Raw genomic sequence first — 24,171 nt, forward strand, 5'->3', positions numbered from 1 at the left:
ACGGTGGCCCGCCGCAGACCCTCCCTGGCCGAGCACGGCCGGGGCCTGCACCTGATCGCGGAGCTCGCCGACCACGTCCGGCTGCGCAACCGGCCGGGCCGGGGCGCGGTGGTGAGCTTCGAGCGGATGCTCAAGTGGCGTGAGGACGCGCTGCTGAGGGTGTCCTAGGAACGCGGACGGGCGGGGGAACCGGTTCCGGCTCCCCCGCCCGCGGTCACGTCAGGGCGTCAGCCCTTGAGCCGCGCCATCCAGGCCTCGACCTCGACCGAGGTGCGCGGCAGCCCGGCCGAAAGGTTCCGGTTGCCGTCCTCGGTGACGAGGATGTCGTCCTCGATCCGGACGCCGATGCCCCGGTACTCCTCGGGCACGGTCAGGTCGTCGGCCTGGAAGTACAGGCCCGGCTCGACGGTCAGGCACATGCCCGGCTCCAGCGTGCCGTCGACGTACGCCTCGGTGCGCGCGGCGGCGCAGTCGTGGACGTCCATGCCGAGCATGTGGCCGGTGCCGTGCAGGGTCCAGCGGCGCTGCAGCCCGAGCTCCAGGACGCGCTCGACCGGGCCCTCCAGCAGGCCCCACTCGACGAGCTTCTCGGCCAGCACGTGCTGGGCGGCGTCGTGGAAGTCGCGGTACTTCGCACCCGGCTTGACGGCGGCGATGCCGGCTTCCTGGGACTCGTAGACCGCGTCGTAGATCTTGCGCTGGATGTCGGTGTACGTGCCGCTGATGGGCAGCGTGCGGGTGACGTCGGCGGTGTAGAGGGAGTGGGTCTCCACACCGGCGTCGAGCAGCAGCAGGTCGCCGGAGCGGACGGCGCCGTCGTTGCGGACCCAGTGCAGGGTGCAGGCGTGGGCGCCGGCGGCGGCGATGGTGCCGTAGCCGACGTCGTTGCCCTCGACGCGGGCGCGCAGGAAGAAGGTGCCCTCGATGTAGCGCTCGGAGGTGGCCTCGGCCTTGTCGAGGACCTTCACCACGTCCTCGAAGCCGCGGACGGTGGAGTCGACGGCCTTCTGCAGCTCGCCGATCTCGAAGGCGTCCTTCACGGCGCGGGCCTCGGAGAGGTAGACGCGCAGCTCCTCGTCACGCTCCTTGGTCACCTTGTCGGTGAGGGCGGACTCGATGACGGAGTCGTGGCCGCGGACGGCACGGACCGGGCCGGTGGCCTCGGCCAGGGCCTCGGGCAGCTCGCGGACGTCCTTGGCCGGGATGCCCAGGAGCTGCTCGGCCTCGGCGAGGGAGTGGCGGCGGCCGACCCAGAGCTCGCCCTGGCCCGACAGCCAGAACTCGCCGTTCTCGCGGTCCGAGCGGGGCAGCAGGTAGACGGTGGCCTCGTGGCCGGTCTCCCCGGTGGGCTCCAGGACCAGGACACCGTTCTCGGTCTGGTCGCCGGTGAGGTACGCGTACTCGGTGGAGGCGCGGAAGGGGTACTCGGTGTCGTTCGAGCGGGTCTTCAGCCGGCCCGCCGGGATGACCAGGCGCTCGCCGGGGAACCGCGCGGACAGCGCGGCGCGGCGGTCGGCGGTGTGGCCGGCCTGGGCGATGGGCTCGAGGCCGTGCAGCTCGGTGTCGGCCCAGCCGGTGCGCATGCTCTCCGCGAGTTCCTCGCTGACGCCCGGGTACAGCCCGTTCTTGCGCTGCTTGTGCTTCTTCTGGGGCTGCTCTTCTTCCGGGGTCTCCGGGGTGAGCTCGTCAGCCACGTCATCTCCTCAGCCGCTACGACACGCACGGGTCCGGGTGCGAACCCCGTTCATCGTATGTGTGAGGAGGCGGCGCCCGGCCAGTCCTGTGACAAACAAGTCAAAACGGGCGCCCTCGTGCGGTGCCGGCCGGTCAGTCGAACCGGGCCGCGAGCAGGACGACGTCCTCGGTGTCCCGGTGGGGATCGGAGCCGGCCGGGTGCGGTCCGTCCTCGGGGAGCACGGTGCGCAGGATGTGGTCGCAGATGGCCGCGGGGTCCTCCCGGGCGCTGCGCGGAACCCCCGCGGCCGCCGCGTGCAGCCGGGCGTAGGCCCGGTCCATGGGGTCTCCGGTACGCCGGAGCAGTCCGTCCGTGTACAGCAGCACCGTTTCTCCGGATGCGGGCTCGATCTCCACGCTGGGCGCCTCCCAGCAGGCCAGCATCCCCAGCGGCGCGGAGAGCGAGGTCTCGACGTACTCGGTGCGCCGCTCGCCGATGAGCAGCGGAGGGGTGTGGCCCGCCCCGGCCAGGACGATCTTGCGGGCGGCGGGCTCGCAGTACGCGAAGAGGGCGGTGGCCGAGCGGGCGGGCTCGGTCAGGCGCAGCAGCAGCTCCAGGTCGGACAGGACCGCGACGGGGTCCTCCCCCTCCATGACGGCGTACGCGCGCAGCGAGGCCCGCAGCCGTCCCATCGCGGCGACGGCGCCCGGCCCGGAGCCGGTTACCGATCCGACGGCGAGCCCCATGGCGCTCTCGGGCAGCGGCAGCGCGTCGTACCAGTCGCCGCCGCCGAGGGGGCCGGTGCGGTGCCGGGCGGCGAGCTGGACCCCGGGGATCCGGGGCAGCCGGCTGGGCAGCAGTTCCTCGGAGACGGTGGCCAGCCGGGTGCGGGAGCGGTCCACCTCCAGCATCCGGGCGAGGTGTTCGGCCGCGTGCCGGACGTAGAGGCCGACGAGGTCGCGCTGGCGGTCGCTCGGCTCGGCCTGTTCGTCGTAGAGCCAGACGGCCGCGCCGAGCCGGCCGGTGGCGTCGGCGGTCAGCGGCAGCGCGTAGCTGGCGGCGTAGCCGAGGCGGGCGGCGACCTCGCGGTGGCGGGGGTCGGCGGGGGGTTCGTAGCCCCCGGCGCCGGGGATGGCGGCCGTGCCGGGTTCGGGGAGCACCTCGGAGCCGCCGTGGGCGTCGGGGAGTCCGTCGAGGATGCGGCCGTACGAGGTGGCGCTGCGCGGGACCGTCTCGATGTGGCCCAGGTCGGCGCGGCCGAGGCCGAGGCCGATGGTGGAGGTGGGGCCGAGTCCGTCGGAGGGCTCCAGGACGACCAGTCCGCGGCGGGCCCCGACGAGGGCGGCTCCGGCGCGCAGGAACTCCCGGAGGGAGGAGTCGAGGTCACTGGCCCGGGCGAGGCGCTCGGTCAGCTCGTGGAGGGTGGTGAGGTCGGAGACCATGCCCGCCAGCCGGTCCTGGATGACGCTGCTCGCGGCAGGCGGTGCGGCCTGGGCGGGGGAGGTCCGGGCGGAGGTGGCCGCTGCGGCGGTGCGGCGGACAGGGGGCCGGACGGGGGCGTGGGCGCGACAGTTTGCGCCGACGCTGTAACTGCTGGATCGATTCCAGCCACTTTCGGCAGATGCGGGGCGCTCATGGCGTCCGCCTTTCCACCTGGTGCGATTCGCCATATAGCATCGCAAACCCCCAGATCGTGCTGCGCCGCCATCAATGGATCCACATCTACACGCACCCGAGGATCGATGTCCAGCATTGTCCCGGTGGGAATCCTGGTGTCCGTGGGACGGCAACTCACCGTCCAGCCAGGGCTAAAACTTGGCCGGAAAAAGCTGGAAGCGGACGGTTTTTGCGATCGACTGGACAGGCGCTCCAAGGGGGCCGGGTACGTAGTCGGTAGTGGCCGGGGCCAGTTGGCGCCTCCGGCGCCGCCGGGAACCGCCCGGCCCGGGCCGTCGTCCTTAGCGGCGGCAGCCGGTCTCGACACCGGCGCGGGTCGCTCGGACCGCCGTTCCGGGCCCCTGCCGGACGTTTGACGGACCCGTAAGAAGACTGCACGAACCGTGTGAACCTGCTTCTGGCGGACTAGTGACGCGAAACGTGTACGTGTGGTGAAACACCGCTCACGTGGTGTGATGTGGCCCTCGACGTTCAACGGAAAGGAACGAGCGCTCATGCGCGAGATCCTCGGAAGGCGTCTCCAGCGGCTCCGCGATCGCTTGAAGTTCCCGCGCGCCGCCTCCCGCCCCGTCTCGGAGGCGGGCGCCGGGGTGGCTCCCTCCCTCCTCGACGCGGCGCTGACCTGCGCCGCCGTCCGGCACTGGCCCGTACTGCCGGGCGTGGGCCGGGCCGGTGCCGACAGCCGGCGCTGTGCCTGTCCCGATCCCGACTGCGTGGTGCCGGGCGCACACCCCTTCGACCCCGGGCTGCTCGCCGCCACCACCGACGCCCGGATGGTGGCCTGGTGGTGGGGCAGGCGGCCGACGGCCCCGGTGCTGCTGGCCACCGGCGGGGCCGCGCCGTGCGCGGTGAGCCTGCCGGCGAAGGCGGCCGCGCGTGCCGTCGTACGGCTGGACGCCCAGGGCATGCGGCTCGGTCCGATCGTCGCCACGCCCACCCGGTGGTCCCTGCTCGTCGCGCCCTACTCGCTGGAGCGGCTCGGCGAACTCCTGTACGCCAAGGACCACGTGCCCTCCTCACTGCGCTTCCACGGTGAGGGCGGATATCTGCTGCTGCCGCCGTCGCCCGCGTCCGGCGGTGGGCAGGTCCGCTGGGAGCGGGAGCCCGAGCCGCGGTGGGGCGGGTCGGAAGAGCTGTGGCTGCCGGAGGTCGAGGCGGTCGTGCACGCGCTCGTCGAGGCGAGCAGCAGTGCTCCCGGTGGCGGCAGCCGGCTGGCGTACTGAACGGCTTTCCCCGAGCCCGCCCGGGCGTGGAACCTCCCGTGGTCGGCTCATCACTCGTACGGGTGCCAGCGGATCGAGTTTCCAAGGGAATTGGGCGCGGGGATCTCCGCGCCCCTTTCCCGCGTCGCTATCTTCGGCGAATGAATCTCCGCCTGATCGGTATCGGTGCCGGTGTGCTGATCATCTTGTCGCTTCCCCTGGCCGGAGCGATCGCCGGGCCGGATTTCGCCGGTCAGAGCGACGGAAAAGGCGGGGGACTGCTCTCCTCGCTCGGCCTTTCCCGCTCCTCACGTACGCCGGCCGGGGCGCGGCCCGACACCGGTCCCGCGCGGCCCGGGCCGCCGGAGCAGCCTCGTACCGATTCGCGCTGCGGCCCCGAACTCTCCGCCCCGCAGGGCCTGGAGGCGCAGACCTGCGTGCTGGTGAGCGAGGGCCGCACCTGGGGCCGGAGTTACTACCGCAACACCAGCGGTCGCGCGCTGGACGCCGTGCTGACGGTGATGGGGCCGGCCGGACGGACGGTTCAGATCCGCTGTGCGGTGGCGGCGGGGGACGAACCGGGGCTGTGCGAGACGCCACGGGGGGAGTCCGCGGGGGCGCCGGACGCCTACTCGGCCGTAGCGGAGTTTGCAGTTCCGGACGATGAAGGGCGGCTGCTGCTGCGGTCCGGGAGCAACTCACCGGCACCTGCGGGCGGTTGAGCACCGCCGAAAGACAGAGGCCCGGTCGCTGGCGACGGGGGATGCACCAGCGACCGGGCTACAAGAACGGTAACAAGAGATCGCCTGTTCGCAAATTCGATCTCTGATATTCAGACATCGATTTGCAGGCGATTAGCGGGAGTTGTGACACCGGTCACCGGCCCCGCGCGGTGCTGTGCACCGCGCGCGGGCCACCCTCGCGCCAAGTGCGCGTCAGCTCAGCGTCACCTGGCGGTTGGTGAGTCCGCCGCGCGCCCGGCGCTCCTCGGCGGTCAGCGGGGCGTCGGTGGCGAGGGCCGTGGCCAGGCGCTCCGCGAACTCGGCGGCGGGCTTCTCCACGTCCTCCGCGGTGACACCGGTGGGCAGGTCCCAGACGGGGACCATCAGACCGTGGGCGCGGAAGGAGCCGACGAGCTTGGTGCCCTCGCCGAGCGAGGAGGTCCCCGCCGCGTGCAGCCGCGCCAGGGCGTCGAGCAGCTTCTCCTCCGCGTGCGGCATCACCCAGCGCAGGTGGTTCTTGTCCGGGGTCTCGCACCAGTAGGCCGCGTCCACGCCGGTGAGCTTGACGGTCGGGATGGCGGCGGCGTTGGCGCGCTCCAGGGAGGCGGCGATCTCGGGGGAGGCGTTCTGGGCGCTCTCCGCGTCCGGAATCCAGAATTCGAAGCCGCTGTGCACAACCGGCTCGAAAACGCCGTCCAGGGCCAGGAGATCCTGAAGTCGGGGACCCTCGGCCGGCACGCGGCGGGCCGGGACCGGGTTGCCCGGCTCGGTGGCGATCGCGCGCTCCAGTGTGTCGGCCATGTCGCGGGCCAGGTCCCCGGAGGTCGACTCGTTCTGCAGACCGAGCAGGACGGAGCCGTCCTCACGCCGCAGGGCCGGCCAGGCCATGGGCAGTACGGTCACCAGGGTGACGGACGGGACGCCCTCGGGCAGGCCGCCCTTGAGGGTCAGCGGGACGGTGGCCGCGGGGACGAGCTCGCGCAGCGCCACCCAGTCGCACTCGCCCGGCAGTCCCTCGAAGGGGCGCCGCACGTGCTCGGTGACGGCGTGCGAGGCGGCCGCGCCGTGACAGGCCTTGTAGCGGCGCCCCGAACCGCAGGGGCAGGGCTCGCGCGCGCCCACCACCGGGATCTCCCCGTTGTCGAGCTGCGGCTTCGCGGTCTTCGCGGCGGGGCGCTTCTTGGCCATCGTGGGTGTCTCCCGGTTGCGGCGGTACGGCGGTGTCTCTGGGCGCGAGCCTAGCCGTTCGTACCGCCGGAACCGGTGGGGTGCGGCCGGGAGCACGGTCGGCGTGCGCTCCCGGACGGCCGCGTGCGGATGGCCGGTGTTGTCGGCCGGTGAGGCCGTCGGGCCGTCAGGCGTCGAGATCGTCGAACGCGGCGGCGAAGTCGATCGCCGGGGGAGCGACGCGCGTAGCGAAATCGTCGTGCCGGGGCCCTCTGGCGACGATCACCCACACGGTGACCTCGCCCGCCGCCCCGTCCCGCACGCCCCAGTCCTGGGCCAGCGCGCTGATGATGTTCAGCCCGCGGCCGCCGTGCGCGGTGACCGAGGGCGTGGCCGGGACCGGTCGGGTCGGGCCGCCGCCGTCCGTGACCTCGACCGTCAGCCGCCCCGCCTTGTCGACCCGCCACGCGGCGCGGATCTCGCCGTCGCCGACGTCCCGGGCCCCCAGCGGCCGCCCGTGCCGGCAGGCGTTGCTGAGGAGTTCGGAAAGGATCAGTACGGCATCGTCCACGACCGATTCGGACACTCCGCTGATGCGCAGCTGTTCGCGCATCCGGTGCCTCGCCTCGCCCACGCCCGCAGGACCATGGCGAATGTCCATGCACGACGACGTGGGCACTTCCTGTGCCATCACCAACGCCACCCCCGGAACCTCCTTAGCCCCACGCCATGGTCTGGATGCCCCAATGGCCTGGACCGGAAACCGTCGGCAGACACCCCTCTGACGCATTCATGACCAACGAATGCGGAACGGATGCGCCGGGGCACACCCTGTCACGGCGGGGGCCTCTGTGGCTGAAGTGCAAAACGGGATGTCAGCGCCCGAGTTGTGACAGAACCTGACGGGGCCTGTTCGTGATGATCGCTTCTACACCCAGATCAGCGCATAGCTGAACATCGTCCGGATCGTTCACGGTCCATACGTGTACGGAGTGCCCCGCGGCCTGGAGCTTGCGGATGAAGCCGGGGTGGTTGCGCACGATGCGCATGGCCGGCCCGGCGATCCGCACGCCGGCGGGCAGCCGCCCGTCGCGCATCCGTGGCGAGATGAACTGCATCAGATAGACGGTCGGGACCGTCGGAGCGGCCGCGCGCACCCGGTGCAGGGAGCGGGCGGAGAAGCTCATCACCCGGACGGGGTGGGGGCCGTCGGCGGGCGGGGCGTCCAGCCCGAAGCGCTTGAGGAGGAAGAGCAGGCGCTCCTCCACCTGTCCGGCCCAGCGGGTCGGATGTTTCGTCTCGATCGCCAGTTGCACGGGCCGGCCCGCGTCGGCCACCAGCTCCAGCAGCCGCTCCAGGGTGAGCACGGAGGTGCGCTCGGGGTCCGCGTCCCAGTCGGGGGACTCCTCGCGGTCCCTCCAGGAGCCGAAGTCGAGGGCCGCCAGCTCGGCCAGCTCCAGGGCCGACACGGCGCCCCGGCCGTTGGAGGTGCGGTTCACCCGGCGGTCGTGGACGAGCACGAGATGGCCGTCGGCGGTCAGCCGGATGTCGCATTCGAGGGCGTCGGCGCCGTCCTCTATGGCCTTCCGGTAGGCGGCCAGGGTGTGCTCGGGAGCATCCTCCGAGGCGCCGCGGTGGGCGACGACCTGGATGGGGTGCGGCGTTGCGTGGGTCACCCGGTCATGGTGCCACCGAGGAGCCCCCGCGCGTCGGGGTGACTCCTGGAGGTCTGTCCTATATGTCGGATATAAAGGGAGGCGGTGGACGCACAGGTCCGGCTTACAGTGCTCTGACGGGCCATGGGAAAGGCTTCGCCCTGGAACTTCTACGGCGCGTCGAACGTTCAGTCGGACCGATGCCCGGAGGGTATCGGATCGATTTCGCCCGATATTTCCAGCAGCCGTTTGGCCGTGTAAGCCGTGTGTGACGAGGAGAGAGCGCTGTGAGCACCGAGAACGAGGGCACCGCGGCCCCGACGCCCCCCGCGGCCCCGTCCGCACCCCCCGTGCCGGTGGCCGCCTCCACCCCCGACCCGGCCGCGCCGGCTCCCCAGGACGCCCCGGCGCAGGCTTCGGGCGCCGAGCACACCCAGCAGCTTCCTCCCACCCCGCCGGCGCCCCCCGCCGCGCCCCCGGCGTACGGCCACGAGCAGGCCCCGGCCGGCCAGCCGGCGCCCCCGGTCCAGCCCGCGCCCCCCGTTCACCCGGCGGCCCCGTACGGCGCGGAGGCCTGGCCCCCGCCGCCGCCGGCGGTCCCCGGTTACGGCGGCGGCCAGGGAGGCGGTGCCTGGGGCGTTCCGCTCACCGCCGACGGCACCCCGCAGCCCAAGCCGAAGGGCCGGGGCGGTCTGATCGCGGCGGTCCTCGTGGCGGCCCTCCTCGCGGGCGGCGTGGGCGGCGGCGTGGGCTACTGGGCGGCCCAGCGCGACCACAGCGGTTCGGGCTCGACCACCATCAGCGCGCCCAGCACCCCCAAGGACCTCAAGCGGGACGCCGGCTCGGTCGCGGGCCTCGCCGCCGCCGCGCTGCCCAGTGTCGTCACCATCGAGGCCTCCGCCGGGGACGGCGAGGGCGGCACCGGCACCGGGTTCGTCTACGACGAACAGGGCCACATCCTCACCAACAACCACGTGGTGGCATCCGCGGCCAACGGCGGCAAGCTCTCCGCCACCTTCTCCGACGGGAAGAAGTACGAGGCCGAGGTCGTGGGCCGGGCCCAGGGCTATGACGTGGCCGTCATCAAGCTGAAGAACCCGCCGTCCAACCTCAAGCCGCTGGCGCTCGGCGACTCGGACAAGGTCGCGGTCGGCGATCCGACCATCGCCATCGGAGCCCCCTTCGGCCTCTCCAACACGGTCACCACCGGCATCATCAGCGCGAAGAACCGCCCGGTGGCCTCCGGTGACGGCTCCGGCGGCAAGAACTCGTACATGAGCGCGCTGCAGACGGACGCCTCCATCAACCCCGGCAACTCCGGCGGTCCGCTGATCGACGGCCGCGGCGCGGTCATCGGCATCAACTCGGCGATCCAGTCCGCCGGCAATGGCGGCTTCGGCGGCGGCCAGGCAGGCTCGATCGGCCTCGGCTTCGCCATCCCGATCAACCAGGCCAAGAACGTCGCCAAGTCCCTGATCGACACGGGCAAGCCGGTCTACCCGGTGATCTCCGTCTCCGTGGACCTCCAGGCCAAGACGGACGGCGCCAAGATCTCCGAGCAGGGCGCTCCGGCGAACGAGCTGGTGGACCCGAACGGCCCGGCCGGCAAGGCGGGACTCAAGCCCGGTGACGTGATCACGGAGTTCGGCGGCAAGCAGGTCGACAGCGGCCCGACCCTGATCAGCCTCATCTGGACGTACAAGCCGGGTGACACCGTGAAGCTGACCTATGTGCGCGGCGGCAAGCCGACCACGGTCGACATCACGCTCGGTTCGCGCGTCGGGGACAAGTAGGCAAGTAGCGGCCGCTCGACGGTGACTTGACGGGAGGGGTCGTGGCCGGGAATGCGGCTACGGCCCCTCCCAATATCTGCTTATGCTTCGCTGGTGTTCGATTCACGGCACATACGGACATTCCACGAAGTGGTCGCCTCGGGTTCCTACTCGGCCGCCGCTCGCGTTCTGGGCTACACCCAGCCCGCGATCACCCAGCAGATGAAAGCCCTGGAACGGGCCGTCGGCACACCGCTGTTCACCCGTGTGGGCCGGAAGATGAAGCTCACCGAGGCCGGTGAGTCCCTGGCCAGGCACGCCGAGTCCATCCTCGGCAGCCTCTCGGCCGCCGAGGCCCAGCTGAAGGCGTACACGAGACTGCGCACCGGGCGCGTACGGGTCTGCGGGTTCCCCAGCGCCAACGTCACCCTGGTCCCGGAGGCCCTCAGCGGCCTCGCCAAGGACCATCCCGGAGTCCAGGTCGAGCTGCTGGAAGGGGAACCCCCGGAATCCCTGCGCAGACTCCAGCGCGGCGAGTGCGACATCACCCTGGCCTTCACCTACCCGGGGCTGCACGAGGAGGTCCCCGAGGAGGTGACCGAGGTCAGGCTGCTGGAGGACCAGCTGACGGTACTGCTGCCGACCGGGCACCCGCTGGCCCGGCGCCGGGCCGTGCACCTGGCGGACCTCGCCGAGGAGCAGTGGATCGCCGGCTGCCCGCGCTGCCGGGCGAACCTGCTGCACGAGTGCGCCGAACTGGGCTTCGTGCCCGACATCCGGTTCGCCACCGACGACAACCTGGTGGTCCAGAGCCTGGTCGCGCAGGGGCTGGGGGTGGCGATGATGCCTGCCCTGGTCCTGCCCTCGCTCTCGCTGAGCCGGGTCTGCGGCCGGGTGCTGGAGCCCGCCGCCCGCCGTCACATCGCCGCGTACGTCTACCGCGACCACCTGCGGATCCCGGCGACGGCCGTGGTCCTCGACGAGCTGAAGCGGGCCGCCTCGAACCGGGTCGGCTGCTGACTCCGGGCAGTCGTCCACCGCCCCGATCCATAAGCGGGATTTGGGTTTTCAGGTCATAACTGTCGTTGGACGTGATGGATCGGCCGTCGGACGCTGCTCGTATGACCACCACCACGCCGGCCCGTACGACCACGAGGATGGCCGCCCTCGTCAGTGAGATCCGCACGGTCGTCGACCGGGGGCTGGCCCCCGATCTGACCGCCTACCTCGTCGGTGAGCGCCTCGCCCCGCACCTGGGCGCCTCCGATCTGCTGACCGCGGAGCAGCAGGAGGGGGACCCGGAGAACTACCGGCAGCACGTCCTGCACGCGGAGCCCGACGGCAGCTTCTCGGTGGTCGCCCTGGTCTGGATGCCGGGCCAGGAGACCTGCATCCACGACCACGTGTCGTGGTGCGTGGCCGGTGTGCACCAGGGTGAGGAGAGCGAGCGCCGCTACCGGCTCGCGCCCGGCACGGACGCCGCCCGTCTGGTGGCCACCGAGGACGTGGTCAACGCCCAGGGCGAGGTCTGCGGCTTCGCCCCGCCCGGGGACATCCACAGGGTCCGCAACTCCTGTACCAGCACGGCGATATCGATCCACGTCTACGGGGCCGACGTCTCCCGCCTGGGCAGTAGCATCCGCCGCGTCTACACGCTCCCCGTCGACTGATGGCCCTCCTCCACCGCCCGCAGAGCGAGGCGGCCCCCGTTGTTTCACGTGAAACACCCACTCCCTGGCCGGGTTTGGGGCTGGCGGCCGGCGGCGCCCTGGTGGCCTGGTGCGTGCACCGGCTGGTCCCCGGTATTCCGATGCTGACCGCCTCGGTGGTGCTCGGCATCGCGGTGGCCCACATCCCCGGCGTACGGACCGTCGTACGCGGACCGGCGCGCCCGGGCCTGTCCCTGGCCGGACGGCGGCTGATGCGGATCGGCATCGTCCTGCTGGGCCTGGGGCTCGGCCTGGACCAGGTGCTCCGGCTGGGCTGGGCGACGGTGGCCATGGTGAGCGCGGTGGTCGCGGCCACCTTCTTCGGCACGGTGTGGCTGGGGCGCCGCCTCGGGCTCCCCGGCGACCAGCCCCTGTTGATCGCCACCGGTTACTCCATATGCGGGGCCTCGGCCATCGGCGCCGTGAGCGAGGTGTCCGGGAGCGACGAGGAGGACGTGGCCGCCTCGGTGGCTCTGGTCACCCTCTGCGGAACGCTCGCGATCGCCGTACTGCCCCTGCTCCAAGGACCCTTGGGTCTCTCCGACCTGTCCTTCGGCCGCTGGGTGGGCGCCAGTGTCCACGACGTCGGACAGGTGGTGGCGACGGCTCAGACCGCCGGTCCCGCCGCGCTCGGCGAGGCGGTGCTGGTCAAGCTGATGCGGGTGGCCCTGCTGGCCCCGCTGGTGGCGGCCGTGGCCTTCTCGATGCGGGCCCGGCGGCGCGGCGTACGCACCTCCTCGGGGAAGCGGCCGGCCCCGGTGCCCCTCTTCGTCGCCGGATTCCTGGCGGCCGCCGCGCTGCGGGCGACGGGCCTGCTGCCCCATGTGGCCCTGGACTGGGCGCACACGGCGCAGGAGGCGCTCCTGGCCGCGGCCCTGTTCGGGCTGGGCAGCGCCGTCCACCTGCCGACCCTGGCCCGTACCGGCGGGCGCGCCGCGCTCCTGGGTCTGGGGGCCTGGGTGGTGGTGGCGGGCGTCTCCTACGCCGGAGTGCTGGTGACCACATGACCGCTTGAACCAGGGGGAGTTGGCCATTTCCTGGCCGGAACCGACCGAACGTCCGGACTGCCCCCTGACTTCTCGGGCTCCCCGTGCGACCCTGCCCGCGCAAGCCGCACCGCCGCACAGCCGCACAGCCGCACAGTCGAACAGCCGATCCGCACCGACAGCTCTTCACCCCACCCTGCCCGGATCCGTCCGGTCCGGGCACGGCAGAAGGAGTCCTGCGTGAATCGTCATCGCACGGCGCTGTCCGCCCTCCTCGCCGCCGCCGCTCTGCTCACGGGCGCCCTGGCGGCGGCCTCCCCCTCGGCGGCCGCGGATCCGCCCTCCTCGTTCCGGCCGGGGCAGACCCCCGGCTTCTGGACGGCCGAGCGGATGCGCCAGGCCACCCCGCTCGACGTGACGGCCTCCCCGGGCGGGGCGCGCACGGCGCCCGTGCCGGCGGCCCCGCCCACCCGGGTGCCCCCGACCTCCCCGACGGCGTTCCCGCAGGCCGGCGGCGCCTGGACGGGCGGCGGCGCGGTCGTGAAGACCTCGGGCCGGGTGTTCTTCACCTTCCAGGGCCGCACGGCCTCCTGCTCGGGCGACTCCATCACCAGCCAGAACGGCAGCACGGTCATCACGGCCGGGCACTGCGTGAAGTACCAGGGCGCCTGGCACACGAACTGGATCTTCGTCCCGGGCTACGACAACGGCAATGCCCCGTACGGCCAGTGGGCGGCCACCAAGACCCTCGCCACCGACCAGTGGGCGGCGAGCGAGGACATGAACATGGACGTGGGCCTCGCCGTCGTCGCCCCGCTGAACGGCCGGACGCTCAGCCAGACCGTCGGCGCCCAGGGCATCCAGTTCAACGGCGGCTACAACAAGAAGATGTACTCCTTCGGCTTCCCGGCGGCCGCACCCTACGACGGCACCAAGCTCGTCTACTGCAGCGCCAACACGGGCAAGGACTTCCTGCTCACCAAGGACCACAGCATGTCCTGCAACATGACCGGAGGCTCCAGCGGAGGCCCCTGGTTCCAGGACTTCGACGAGTCGACGGGTCTGGGGACGCAGGTCTCGGTGAACAGCTTCGGCTACAACTTCCTGCCGAACACGATGTTCGGGCCGTACTTCGGCCCCGAGGCCAAGGCGGCCTACGACAAGGCCCAGACCTCCTGACGTCCGGACCTCCTCCCGCCGCCACGGGCAACTCCCACCCCACCCACCCCCACATCCCGGTACTCTGTACCGGCCAGGTGGGTTGCCCGAGCGGCCTAAGGGAACGGTCTTGAAAACCGTCGTGGCGCGAGTCACCGTGGGTTCAAATCCCACACCCACCGCACCGAACCGGCGTAGCCGCCGACGAGAAGGGGCGCTCCTCATCGAGGGGCGCCCCTTCCGCGTGTCCTGCGGGTCCGTTCGCGGGGCCTTGGTCTTTCCGGGTGGTGTTTGTCAGAAGATCGGCGCGCGGCGCGAGAAGTGTGCGGTTGCGGACGCACCATGACGAATGTATTCAGATCCGCCCGTCGGAACATCGCGAATCGAGGCGTTCGTCATGACCCACCGCAGCAGCATCACGTCGATCTGGACCTCCCTGCTCTCCGCGCTGACGGCGCTCCTGGCCGCTCTCGGCCTGGTGGGGAAGACGGCTCGGGCGGGTGCTGTGCCGGTCGCGGCGGCCACTCCTTCGGCCCCCGTCGTGCGGCGGTCCGCCCCGGTTGCGCGGCGGACGTGGCGGGCGATGATGCGTGGCGGCTCGCTCCCGCCGACGATCAAGCAGCGGATCCGGGCCGAGGCCCACGGCAAGAGCCCGTCCGTGCGCCGGTCCGCCACCGCCGCCGCCCTCGCCCCCGACCGGGAGTCGGTCGCACTGGTCGCGTAGGGGGGCTTGCTCCGGCGGATTCCGGGGGCGCGCGGGGGGCGTGAGGCTTGGTACGGCAGGGCCGCAGGGCCGGGAGACGGTGGGGTTCCCGGACGGTGCGGCCCTTTTCGGCATGTCCAGGTCGGGTGAGTTTGCCGGAACGATTCGCCTCTCGCGCCGCACGGATTTTCGGCGTGACGAGAGCGATCAGCTGGGGCGGCAGAGGCGCATACCGCGTTTATCCCTTGTTGGTCATGCTTGCGGGGGAATAGCAGGCTGCGGGGTGGTTCGCCGGGGATTCGGTGGGCAACTCTGGACTCGCGACGTCGTCAGCACCGTGAACGACCGAGGCGGTCGGCCAACTGCCTTGGGATGGACTCGACTTCGGTTTTCCTGGAGGACTCAGAATGGCAAGCATCCGTACCGCCCGCGTCATCGCCGCCGTCGCTTCGCTCCCCCTCGCCGCCGCCCTGTTCGGCGGGGTCGCGTCGGCCGACAATGGCTCGTTCGCGAACGACGGATCGAATGCGAGCGTCGCCAGCGTCATCGGCAGCGGTGTCGGCGGCAACAACCACGGCAACTCCTCCACCTCCCAGCAGGTGGCCACCGGCGCCGGCGCGTCGAACCAGAACAACACCGCCCAGGTCAACGGCTCCGCCTACACGGCGATCCACCAGGCCAACCCCAACGTGGCGGTCAACTTCTTCCCGTGGTGGTAGGAGCCTCCTGAACCGCGCAGAACGCTGAGGGCGCCCGTACGACCGGACCGGCTGGGGTCCGGTAGTGCGGGCGCCCTTCCGTCCGCCCCGCGCCGTGCGGCCGTCACCCCGCCTCCCGACCTTGACATCCCGAGTGAATCTGACGGACAGTCAGTTCCACTCGTCCGATGCGATGCCGGGAGGGCCAGCGCCGTGCACCTCGCTCCGTCCGAAGGGCAGTCACGGCTCCGCGCCGAACTGCGCGAGTACTTCCGGGACCTGCTGCCGGACGGGGTCCCCGAAGACCCGGCGGCCCAGCGCGCCCTGCTGCGCCGCATAGGCGCCGACGGGCTGCTCGGCCTCGGCTGGCCCGTCGAGTACGGCGGCCAGGGCCGGGGTCCCGACGAGCAGTTCGTCTTCTTCGACGAGGCCTACCGGGCAGGGGCCCCCGTCTCCATGGTCACCCTCAACACCGTGGGCCCCACCCTGATGAAATACGGCACCCCGGAGCAGAAGGACTACTTCCTGCCCCGCATCCTCCGGGGCGAGACCGTCTTCGCCATCGGCTACTCGGAGCCCGAGGCCGGCACCGACCTCGCCGCCCTGCGCACGCGTGCCGTCCGCGACGACAGCGGCGACTGGGTGATCGACGGGCAGAAGGTCTTCACCTCCAACGCCCAGAACGCCGACTGGATCTGGCTCGCCTGCCGCACCGACCCGCAGGCCCCCAAGCACAAGGGCATCTCCATCATCCTGGTGCCCACCGACAGCCCCGGCTTCTCCTGGACGCCGATCGACACCGTCGGAGGCCTCACCACCACGGCGACGTACTACGACGGCATCCGGGTCCCCGCCGGCCACCTCGTCGGCCCCGAGCACGCCGGCTGGGGGCTGATCACCAACCAGCTCAACCACGAGAGGGTCGCCCTCGCCGCCCTCGGCATGCAGGCGGAGGACTTCTACGAGGCCGCCCGCACCCACGCCCGCACCCCCGACCCCGTCACCGGAGAGCGCCCGGCCGACCGGCCCTGGGTCCGGGCGAGGCTCGCCGAGGCACACGCCCGGCTGGCCGCCGTACGGCTCCTGAACTGGCGGCTCGTCCAGGACGTGGGCGCGGGCACCCTGGCCCCCGGTGACGCCAGCGGAGTGAAGTTCCTCGGCACCGAGTCCACCGTCGAGGTGTACCGGATCTGCCAGGAAGTGGTCGGGGAGGAGGCACTCGTCCGCGGCCCGGGGGCCTTCCTCGGCGGCGAGCTGGAACGGATGAACCGCGCGGCCCAGATCAACACCTTCGGCGGCGGGGTCAGCGAGGTCCAACGAGAGATCGTCGCCATGATGCGGCTCGGCATGAAGGGGAGGAAGCGATGACCGTCGACGGCACGGCCGCCGCCGCGGAAGTGGAGCTGCTCCGGCGGCTCAGGGCCTTCGAGGGCCGGCCCGCCGCCATCGCGGGCCGGGCGAAGGACCCGGTCAACGAGCCGATGATCCGCCACTGGTGCGAGGCCATGGGCGACACCAACCCCGCCTACACCGGCCCCGAGGCCATCGCCCCGCCCACCATGCTCCAGGCCTGGACCATGGGCGGTCTCTCCGGCCACACCGGCCGCTCCACCGCCTACGACGAACTGCTCGCCCTCCTCGACGGCGCGGGCTGCACCTCGGTGGTCGCCACCGACTGCGAACAGGAGTACCTGCGCCCGCTGCGACCCGGGGACACCGTCACCTTCGACGCCGTGATCGAGTCGGTCTCCCCGCGCAAGACGACCAAGCTGGGCACCGGCCACTTCGTCACCACCCGGATGGACGTCCACGCGGGCGGCGAGCTCGCCGGGACGCACCGCTTCCGCATCCTCAAGTACGCCCCGGCCGCCAGGCGGCCCCCCTCGCAGCCGGAGTCGGCGGTGAAGCCGCAGCGGCCGCGCCCCGTGATCAACCGCGACACCCAGGGCTTCTGGGACGGGATCCGGGAGCACAAGCTGCTGATCCAGCGCTGCACCGCCTGCGCGACGCTGCGCTTCCCCTGGCTGCCCGGCTGCAACGCCTGCTCCTCCCCCGACTGGGACACGGTCGAGGCGAGCGGCGCCGGCACCGTCTTCTCGTACGTCGTCATGCACCACCCGCCCTTCCCGGCCTTCGACCCGCCGTACGCGGTCGCCCTGGTCGAGCTGGCCGAAGGGGTCCGGATGATCAGCAACATCGCCGGAGTCCCCTACGACAAGGTCCGCATCGGCCTCCCCGTCCGGCTGGAGTTCCTCCGCGTCGACGACACCCTCGAACTCCCCGTCTTCCGCGCGGAGGCGGGCTGACATGGACTTCCACCCCAGCGAGGAACAGGCCGCCGCGGCGGCCCTGGCCGCCCGGATCTACCGCGACCTCGCCACCCACGAACGCCTCGCCGCCGCCGGCACCGGCAGCGACGCCGAACTGTGGAAGGCCCTCACCGCCGCCGGCCTGACTTCCGCCGTGGAAGAGGTCGGCCTCCTCGGCCTGGTCCTCCTCCTGGAGGAGCAGGGCCGCACCACCGCCCAGGTGCCGTACGCCGCCACCTGCGCCTACGGGATCCTGCCCGTGGCCGCGCACGGCAGCCCCGAGCAGCGCGCCCGCCTGCTGCCCGCCCTCGGCTCCGGCGAGGCCGTCGCCACCGGCGCCTTCCCCGCCCGCCGGGCGTTCACCGCCACCCCGGAGGGCCGCCTCACCGGCACCGCCCCGGCCGTCCCCTGGCTGCGCGAGGCCACCCACGTCCTGGTCCCGGACCGGGACCGGGCGCTGTGGCTCGTGCGGACGGACGCGCCCGGCGTCGCGACGCGGCCGGTGGAGACGACCGCCCCCTGGTCGGCGGGCCGCCTCACCCTGACCGGTGCCCCCGCCGAACGGCTCGGCGGCCCCGACGCCCACGACGCGGTGCTGGCGGCCGCCCGCACCGCTTTCGCCGGGCTCCAGGCGGGCGTCTGCGCGGGCTCGCTCGCCCGCGCCGTCGAGTACACCTCCACCCGCGAGCAGTTCGGCCGCCCGCTGTCCACGAACCAGGGGGTCATGCTCCGCGCGGCCGACGCGTACATGGACACCGAGGCCATCCGTGTGACGGCGTACGAGGCGGCCTGGCGCATCGACGAGGGGCTCCCGGCGCGCGAACACGCCCTCACGGCGGCCTGGTGGGCCTCGGAGGCGGGCAAACGCGTCGTCCACGCGGGCCAGCACCTGCACGGCGGCATGGGCGCCGACCTGGACCACCCCGTCCACCGGCACTTCCTGTGGGGGCGCCAGCTGGACGCCTACCTGGGCTGCGGCAGCGAGCTGCTGTCCGAACTGGGCGCGCTCATATCCGAGGGGGAGGACGCATGAACGTCGGTGACGCACTGCCACCGCTGGAGATCCCGGTCACCCGCACCCTGATCGTGGCGGGCGCCATCGCCTCCCGCGACTACCAGGACGTCCACCACGACGCGGAACTCGCCCGCGAGAAGGGCTCCCCGGACATCTTCATGAACATCCTCACCACCAACGGCCTCGTCGGCCGGTACATCACCGACCACCTCGGGCCGCACGCCGTCCTGCGCAAGGTGGCCATCCGCCTCGGCGCCCCCAACTACCCGGGCGACACCATGACCCTCACCGGCACCGTCACCGCCCTGGACGGGGACACCGCGGAGATCCAGGTCACCGGCGCCAACCGTCTCGGCCATCACGTCACCGGCACCGTGACCGTCACGCTGGGGGCCGGGGCATGAGCGTCCGCCTCCGCGACGACCTGGGCGGCCGCGCGGCCGTCGCCGGCATCGGTGCGACCGAGTTCTCCAAGGACTCCGGCCGCAGCGAGCTCAAACTCGCCGTCGAGGCGGTGCACGCCGCCCTCGACGACGCCGGCCTCACCCCCGCCGACGTCGACGGCATGGTCACCTTCACGATGGACACCAGCCCCGAGATCACCGTCGCCCAGGCCGCCGGCATCGGGGAGCTCTCCTTCTTCTCCCGCATCCACTACGGAGGCGGCGCGGCCTGCGCCACCGTCCAGCAGGCCGCCCTCGCCGTCGCCGCCGGGGTCGCCGAGGTCGTCGTCTGCTACCGCGCCTTCAACGAGCGCTCCGGCCGCCGCTTCGGCTCCGGCGTCCAGCAGCGCGAGCCCTCGGCGGAGGGTGCGGCCCTCGGCTGGTCCCTGCCCTGGGGGCTGCTCACCCCCGCTTCCTGGGTGGCCATGGCGGCGCAGCGCTACCTCCACACCTACGGCCTCACCCCCGAGGCCTTCGGGCACGTCGCCGTCACGGGCCGCGGGTACGCCGCGAACAACCCCGCCGCCTACTTCCACGGCAAGCCCATCACCCTCGCCGACCACGCCGCCTCCCGCTGGATCGTGGAACCGCTGCGGCTGCTGGACTGCTGCCAGGAGACCGACGGCGGCCAGGCCCTCGTCGTCACCACCGCCGAGCGGGCCCGCGACCTGCGCCACAAACCCGCCGTGATCACCGCGGCCGCCCAGGGCGCCGGCCGCCGCCAGGAGGGGATGACCTCCTTCTACCGGGACGGTCTCACCGGGCTCCCGGAGATGGACGTGGTCGCCCGGCAGCTGTGGCGGACCAGCGGGCTGCGGCCCTCGGACATCGACGTGGGCATCCTCTACGACCACTTCACCCCCTTCGTCCTGATGCAGCTGGAGGCTTTCGGCTTCTGCGCCCCCGGCGAGGCCGCCGACTTCACGGCCGCCGCCACCCTCCCCCTCAACACCCACGGCGGCCAGCTCGGGGAGGCCTACCTGCACGGTATGAACGGCATCGCCGAGGCCGTCCGCCAGCTGCGCGGAACCTCCGTCAACCAGGTCCCGGGGGCCGGGCACGTACTCGTCACGGCCGGCACCGGGGTGCCGACCTCCGGCCTCGTCCTGGGAGCGGATGCCTGACGGCGGTCCTGGTCGCGTGCCCCTCCTCCACCTACAGGAGGTGGGGCCCGGCCGGACCGTACAACCTGAGGGGGACCCGGCTTCGGCACCTGCGGGCGATCCCAGGAGCGTGCTCCGCTCCTAGCGTGGAGCCATGACCACGCCTGTGTGCACGCTCGCCTCGAACCCGACGCCGTACCCGTCGTTCTCGGCGTACGTCCGGACCCGTGGTACGGCCCTGATGCGCACCGCGCGCTCCCTGACGGCCAACCCGTGCGACGCCGAGGACCTGCTCCAGACCGCCCTCGCCAAGACCTACGTCGCCTGGGACCGCATCGAGGACCACCGGGCCCTGGACGGGTACGTCCGGCGGGCCCTGGTCAACACCCGCACCTCGCAGTGGCGCAAGCGCAAGGTCGACGAGTTCGTCTGCGAGGAGGTCCCCGAGACCGAGGAGCAGTCCTGCGCCGATCCCGCGGAGACGCAGGTGCTGCGCGACGCGATGTGGCGGGCGGTGACCAGGCTGCCCGACCGCCAGCGGGCCATGGTCGTGCTGCGCTACTACGAGGACCTGAGCGAGGCGCAGACGGCCGAGCTGCTCGGGGTCTCGGTGGGCACGGTCAAGAGTGCCGTCTCGCGCGCCCTGGTCAAGCTCCGCGAGGACCCGGAACTCACCCCGGTCCGCTGAGGCGTGTTTCACGTGAAACATCGGCCACAGGACCGGCTCGAACAGTGATCGACCAGCCTGTTTGTACTCCCGGGTAGTGACATGCCGACCGGTACGTGCGCAGAATCGGCAGCATCCGACAGCCGCCGCAGCGCCGCAGCGCTCACCGGGAGGACGCTTTGCTGAGCACCATGCAGGATGTACCGCTGCTGATCTCGCGGATCCTGGCCCACGGGTCGACGATTCACGGAGACTCCCAGGTCACGACCTGGACCGGGGAGGCCGAGCCGCACCGGCGCAGCTTCGCCGAGATCGGCGTCCGTGCCGCGCGGCTCGCGCACGCCCTGCGTGACGCGCTCGGGGTCCAGCAGGACGAACGGGTCGCGACGCTCATGTGGAACAACTCCGAGCACGTCGAGGCCTACTTCGCGATCCCCTCCATGGGCGCGGTCCTGCACACGCTCAACCTGAGGCTGCCCGCCGAGCAGCTGGTCTTCATCGTCAACCACGCCGCGGACCGCGTGGTGCTGGTGAACGGCACCCTGCTGCCGCTGCTGGCGCCGCTGCTGCCGCACCTGCCGACGGTCGAGCACGTCGTGGTCGTGGGCGTCGGCGACCGCTCCGCCCTGGAGGGTCTCGACGTCCGGGTGCACGAGTACGAGGAGCTCCTCGAGGGCCGTCCCGGGCACTACGACTGGCCCGAGCTGGACGAGCGCCAGGCGGCGGCGATGTGCTACACCTCCGGCACCACCGGGGAGCCCAAGGGCGTCGTCTACTCCCACCGCTCGGTCTACCTGCACTCCATGCAGGTCAACATGACCGAGTCGATGGGCCTCACCGACCACGACACCAGTCTGATCGTGGTGCCGCAGTTCCACGTGAACGCCTGGGGCCTGCCCCACGCCACCTTCATGACCGGCATCAACATGCTGATGCCGGACCGCTTCCTGCAGCCCGCCCCGCTCGCCGAGATGATCGAGCGGGAGAAGCCGACGCACGCCGCGGCCGTCCCCACCATCTGGCAGGGGCTGCTCGCCGAGGTGACCGCAAACCCGCGCGACCTGACCTCGATGAAGCACGTCACCATCGGCGGCGCCGCCTGTCCGCCCTCCCTGATGGAGGCCTACGACAAGCTCGGCGTCCGCCTCTGCCACGCCTGGGGAATGACGGAGACCTCGCCGCTGGGCACCATGGCGCACCCGCCGGCCGGGCTCACGGCCGAGGAGGAGTGGCCGTACCGCATCACCCAGGGCCGCTTCCCGGCCGGGGTCGAGGCCCGTCTCATCGGGCCCGCCGGGGATGTCCTGCCGTGGGACGGGGAATCGGCGGGCGAGCTGGAGGTCCGCGGCAACTGGATCGCCGCCGCCTACTACGGCGGTGCGTCCGGGGAACCCCTGCGACCCGAGGACAAGTTCAGCGCCGACGGCTGGCTGAAGACCGGGGACGTCGGCGTGATCAGCGCGGACGGCTTCCTCACCCTCACCGACCGGGCCAAGGACGTCATCAAGTCCGGTGGGGAGTGGATCTCCAGCGTGGAACTGGAGAACGCGCTGATGGCCCACCCCGAGGTCGCCGAGGCGGCCGTCGTGGCCGTCCCCGACGAGAAGTGGGGCGAGCGCCCGCTGGCCACGGTGGTCCTCAAGGAGGGGGCCACGGCCGACTTTGCCGGACTGCGCGCGTTCCTCGCCCAGTCGATCGCCAAGTGGCAGCTGCCCGAGCGCTGGACGATCGTCGAGACGGTACCGAAGACCAGCGTCGGCAAGTTCGACAAGAAGGTGATCCGCAAGCAGTACGCCGACGGCGACCTGGACGTCACCACCCTCGCCTAGGGCCCGGGGCGGCGGGCCGGCCGCGCGTCAGCCGCGGGTCAGCCAGGGCCGCAGCAGCCGGCTGACGGCGGGCATGGCCACGTAGGTCATCAGGGTGCTGAAGACGGCCGCGAAGGCGGCCGTCCGCAGGACGAAGTTCACGTTCACCAGGTACGGCCCGAGCACCGCGTTGCCCAGCAGCGAGATCGGGAAGATGGCCAGCCCCGAGCTGATCGCCATCTTCCACCGCGGCGGCGCGGGCCGGGTCGTACCCGGCTTGGCGAACCACGTCTCCATCCCGTGCAGCTCGCGCCGGGCTATCTCGGTGTGGTGGTGGCCCTCGCAGTTGGCGAACCACTCGGCCCGCTCGGGCGAGTCCTGCCACCGCTGGAACGCCTCCTGGTCGCGGAAGCGGTGGACGAGGAACCACGGGGCGCCTTCGGCCGCCGGCCGGAACAGCCCGTAGCCGAGGTGGTCCGGGAACCGCGCGGCGGTCTCCAGGATGCCGCGCGCCCAGCTCTCGAACGCCTCCTCGTAGCCCGGCTCCACCTGACGCGCGATGAGCAGGCTCACCTCTCCGTTGTCGGCGGGGACGCTGTGCTCGGTCGTGTCGGTGATGGCCATCGGACCAGGATGGCTAGTTGGTGCCGATCTTGGCCAGGAGGTCCACGATGCGGCCCTGTACGTCCGCGGTGGTGGACCGTTCGGCGAGGAACAGCACGCTCTCCCCGGAGGCCAGCCGCGGCCGGTCGCCCGGTTCGATCCCGGTGGCCGTGTAGACGACCAGCGGGGTGCGGTTCAGCTGCCCGTTGGCGCGCAGCCAGTCCACGATCCCGGCCCGCCGGCGCCGTACCTGCATGAGGTCCATGACCACCAGGTTGGGCCGCATCCGGGTCGCCAGCTCCACGGCGTCGGTGTCCGCGCCCGCCCGTGCGACCTGGAGGCCGCGCCGTTCCAGCGCGGCCGTCAGCGCGGTGGCGACCTCGTCGTGCTCCTCGATCAGCAGCACGCGGGAGGGGTGCTGCTCGCTGTCGCGCGGCGCGAGCGCCTTGAGCAGGACGGCCGGATCGGCACCGTACGCCGCCTCGCGCGTGGCGTGCCCCAGCCCGGCCGTGACCAGGACGGGGACCTCGGCGGCCATCGCGGCCTGGCGCAGGGACTGCAGGGCGGTCCGCGTGATCGGCCCGGTCAGCGGGTCGACGAACAGCGCGGCGGGGAAGGCCGCGATCTGCGCGTCCACCTCCTCACGGGAGTGCACGATCACCGGGCGGTAGCCGCGGTCGCTGAGCGCCTGCTGCGTCTGGGGGTCCGGAGCCGGCCACACCAGCAGCCGGCGCGGGTTGTCCAGCGGCTCGGGCGGGAGCTCGTCGTCCACGGGCGGGGGCACGGGGCGGTTGACCACCTCGACCGCGCCACCGGGCCCGTCCAGGGGCTCGGGGCCCTCCGCGGCGCCCGCTTCGGGGGCCCCTATGGCGAAGGCCCGTCCCTGCGGCGCGGGTTCGGCGAGCCTGCGGCGCCGGCCGGAACCGGATCCGCCCGGGCCGGCCTCGGCCGGGTCCACGGAGATGCCCTGGCCCAGGGTGCCGAGTGCGCGCACGCTGATCGGCCGCCCGCCCGTCTGGGCGTCCGCGGCCTGCCGGGCGCCGGGCACGGCCGCCGCCGCGGACGCCGCGTCCTCGGGTGCGGTCCGGGCCGCCGGAAT

23 protein-coding genes, 1 tRNA gene and 1 pseudogene are annotated in these 24,171 nt (G+C 72.3%); 18 read left to right on the top strand and 7 right to left on the bottom strand.

From position 1 onward, the window contains the following. Nucleotides 1-168, top strand: a 168-nt coding sequence (locus tag VR44_RS46785; protein ID WP_045945449.1) for an ATP-binding protein, incomplete at its 5' end; no start/stop codon positions are given. Between the two features lie 59 nt (nucleotides 169-227). Here VR44_RS46785 and VR44_RS01255 read toward each other — a convergent pair. Further along, a complete protein-coding gene (locus tag VR44_RS01255) occupies nucleotides 228-1,694 on the bottom strand; it encodes an aminopeptidase P family protein (RefSeq protein WP_045945450.1) in 1,467 nt (488 codons plus the stop codon). A 133-nt stretch (nucleotides 1,695-1,827) separates the two neighbouring features. After that, a pseudogene (locus VR44_RS01260) lies at nucleotides 1,828-3,428 on the bottom strand (PP2C family protein-serine/threonine phosphatase). 418 nt (nucleotides 3,429-3,846) lie between these two features. Between VR44_RS01260 and VR44_RS01265 the strand changes: the two are divergent. Then, a complete protein-coding gene (locus tag VR44_RS01265; protein WP_045945451.1) occupies nucleotides 3,847-4,575 on the top strand; it encodes a bifunctional DNA primase/polymerase in 729 nt (242 codons plus the stop codon). A gap of 140 nt (nucleotides 4,576-4,715) precedes the next feature. Next, the gene (locus VR44_RS01270; RefSeq protein ID WP_052713406.1) at nucleotides 4,716-5,276 is read left to right on the top strand and encodes a hypothetical protein; all 561 of its coding nucleotides are present in this window, start codon (nucleotides 4,716-4,718) and stop codon (nucleotides 5,274-5,276) included. Between the two features lie 213 nt (nucleotides 5,277-5,489). Here the strand turns inward: VR44_RS01270 and VR44_RS01275 are convergent, their stop codons facing one another. The 3 genes from VR44_RS01275 to VR44_RS01285 all read right to left on the bottom strand — a co-directional run bounded on the left by VR44_RS01275 (nucleotide 5,490) and on the right by VR44_RS01285 (nucleotide 8,119). Next, a complete protein-coding gene (locus VR44_RS01275; RefSeq protein WP_045945452.1) occupies nucleotides 5,490-6,464 on the bottom strand; it encodes a DUF5926 family protein in 975 nt (324 codons plus the stop codon). Nucleotides 6,465-6,630: 166 nt separating this feature from the next. Next, the gene (locus VR44_RS01280; RefSeq protein WP_094191356.1) at nucleotides 6,631-7,233 is read right to left on the bottom strand and encodes an ATP-binding protein; all 603 of its coding nucleotides are present in this window, start codon (nucleotides 7,231-7,233) and stop codon (nucleotides 6,631-6,633) included. Nucleotides 7,234-7,318: 85 nt separating this feature from the next. After that, on the bottom strand, nucleotides 7,319-8,119 hold the full coding sequence (locus VR44_RS01285) for a glycerophosphodiester phosphodiesterase (RefSeq protein WP_045945453.1): 801 nt from the start codon (nucleotides 8,117-8,119) through the stop codon (nucleotides 7,319-7,321). Nucleotides 8,120-8,385: 266 nt separating this feature from the next. Here VR44_RS01285 and VR44_RS01290 point away from each other — a divergent pair, with 266 nt between their 5' ends. The 15 genes from VR44_RS01290 to VR44_RS01360 all read left to right on the top strand — a co-directional run bounded on the left by VR44_RS01290 (nucleotide 8,386) and on the right by VR44_RS01360 (nucleotide 22,490). Continuing rightward, a complete protein-coding gene (locus VR44_RS01290) occupies nucleotides 8,386-9,891 on the top strand; it encodes a S1C family serine protease (protein WP_045945454.1) in 1,506 nt (501 codons plus the stop codon). Between the two features lie 93 nt (nucleotides 9,892-9,984). After that, nucleotides 9,985-10,890, top strand: a complete 906-nt coding sequence (locus VR44_RS01295; RefSeq protein ID WP_045945455.1) for a LysR family transcriptional regulator — start codon at nucleotides 9,985-9,987, stop codon at nucleotides 10,888-10,890. 101 nt (nucleotides 10,891-10,991) lie between these two features. Next, nucleotides 10,992-11,540, top strand: coding sequence for a cysteine dioxygenase family protein (locus tag VR44_RS01300; RefSeq protein ID WP_045945456.1), 549 nt, complete (start codon nucleotides 10,992-10,994; stop codon nucleotides 11,538-11,540). Beyond that, complete coding sequence (locus VR44_RS01305; RefSeq protein ID WP_045945457.1) at nucleotides 11,540-12,586, top strand: YeiH family protein; 1,047 nt, start codon at nucleotides 11,540-11,542, stop codon at nucleotides 12,584-12,586. The genes VR44_RS01300 and VR44_RS01305 overlap by 1 nt, the downstream gene beginning before the upstream one ends. A gap of 219 nt (nucleotides 12,587-12,805) precedes the next feature. Continuing rightward, entirely contained in the window at nucleotides 12,806-13,744 is a 939-nt protein-coding gene (locus VR44_RS01310; protein WP_045945458.1) for a trypsin-like serine peptidase, read from the top strand. A 76-nt stretch (nucleotides 13,745-13,820) separates the two neighbouring features. Next, nucleotides 13,821-13,905, top strand: a tRNA-Ser gene (locus VR44_RS01315). Between the two features lie 215 nt (nucleotides 13,906-14,120). After that, nucleotides 14,121-14,447 carry a DUF6344 domain-containing protein gene (locus VR44_RS01320; protein WP_045945459.1) on the top strand — a complete coding sequence of 109 codons (327 nt, stop codon included), beginning with the start codon at nucleotides 14,121-14,123 and terminating at the stop codon, nucleotides 14,445-14,447. Nucleotides 14,448-14,833: 386 nt separating this feature from the next. Further along, nucleotides 14,834-15,145, top strand: coding sequence for a hypothetical protein (locus VR44_RS01325; RefSeq protein ID WP_045945460.1), 312 nt, complete (start codon nucleotides 14,834-14,836; stop codon nucleotides 15,143-15,145). A gap of 192 nt (nucleotides 15,146-15,337) precedes the next feature. Next, nucleotides 15,338-16,492, top strand: a complete 1,155-nt coding sequence (locus VR44_RS01330) for an acyl-CoA dehydrogenase family protein (protein ID WP_045945461.1) — start codon at nucleotides 15,338-15,340, stop codon at nucleotides 16,490-16,492. After that, complete coding sequence (locus tag VR44_RS01335; RefSeq protein WP_045945462.1) at nucleotides 16,489-17,430, top strand: bifunctional MaoC family dehydratase N-terminal/OB-fold nucleic acid binding domain-containing protein; 942 nt, start codon at nucleotides 16,489-16,491, stop codon at nucleotides 17,428-17,430. The genes VR44_RS01330 and VR44_RS01335 overlap by 4 nt, the downstream gene beginning before the upstream one ends. Before the next feature lies 1 nt (nucleotide 17,431). Next, nucleotides 17,432-18,466, top strand: coding sequence for an acyl-CoA dehydrogenase family protein (locus tag VR44_RS01340; RefSeq protein ID WP_045945463.1), 1,035 nt, complete (start codon nucleotides 17,432-17,434; stop codon nucleotides 18,464-18,466). Beyond that, a complete protein-coding gene (locus VR44_RS01345) occupies nucleotides 18,463-18,852 on the top strand; it encodes a MaoC family dehydratase (protein ID WP_045945464.1) in 390 nt (129 codons plus the stop codon). Before VR44_RS01340 ends, VR44_RS01345 begins: the two co-directional genes overlap by 4 nt. Continuing rightward, on the top strand, nucleotides 18,849-20,015 hold the full coding sequence (locus tag VR44_RS01350) for a lipid-transfer protein (protein WP_045945465.1): 1,167 nt from the start codon (nucleotides 18,849-18,851) through the stop codon (nucleotides 20,013-20,015). Before VR44_RS01345 ends, VR44_RS01350 begins: the two co-directional genes overlap by 4 nt. Before the next feature lie 133 nt (nucleotides 20,016-20,148). Further along, nucleotides 20,149-20,682 (top strand): SigE family RNA polymerase sigma factor, encoded by a 534-nt coding sequence (locus VR44_RS01355; RefSeq protein ID WP_045945466.1) that lies wholly within the window; start codon nucleotides 20,149-20,151, stop codon nucleotides 20,680-20,682. A gap of 158 nt (nucleotides 20,683-20,840) precedes the next feature. Then, complete coding sequence (locus VR44_RS01360) at nucleotides 20,841-22,490, top strand: long-chain fatty acid--CoA ligase (RefSeq protein ID WP_045945467.1); 1,650 nt, start codon at nucleotides 20,841-20,843, stop codon at nucleotides 22,488-22,490. 27 nt (nucleotides 22,491-22,517) lie between these two features. Here VR44_RS01360 and VR44_RS01365 read toward each other — a convergent pair whose 3' ends face one another. Further along, nucleotides 22,518-23,093 (bottom strand): antibiotic biosynthesis monooxygenase, encoded by a 576-nt coding sequence (locus VR44_RS01365; protein ID WP_094191357.1) that lies wholly within the window; start codon nucleotides 23,091-23,093, stop codon nucleotides 22,518-22,520. Nucleotides 23,094-23,106: 13 nt separating this feature from the next. After that, nucleotides 23,107-24,171, bottom strand: a 1,065-nt coding sequence (locus tag VR44_RS01370) for a response regulator (protein ID WP_052713407.1), incomplete at its 5' end; no start/stop codon positions are given.

This window comes from Streptomyces katrae, assembly GCF_000966975.1.
GTDB lineage: Bacteria > Actinomycetota > Actinomycetes > Streptomycetales > Streptomycetaceae > Streptomyces > Streptomyces katrae.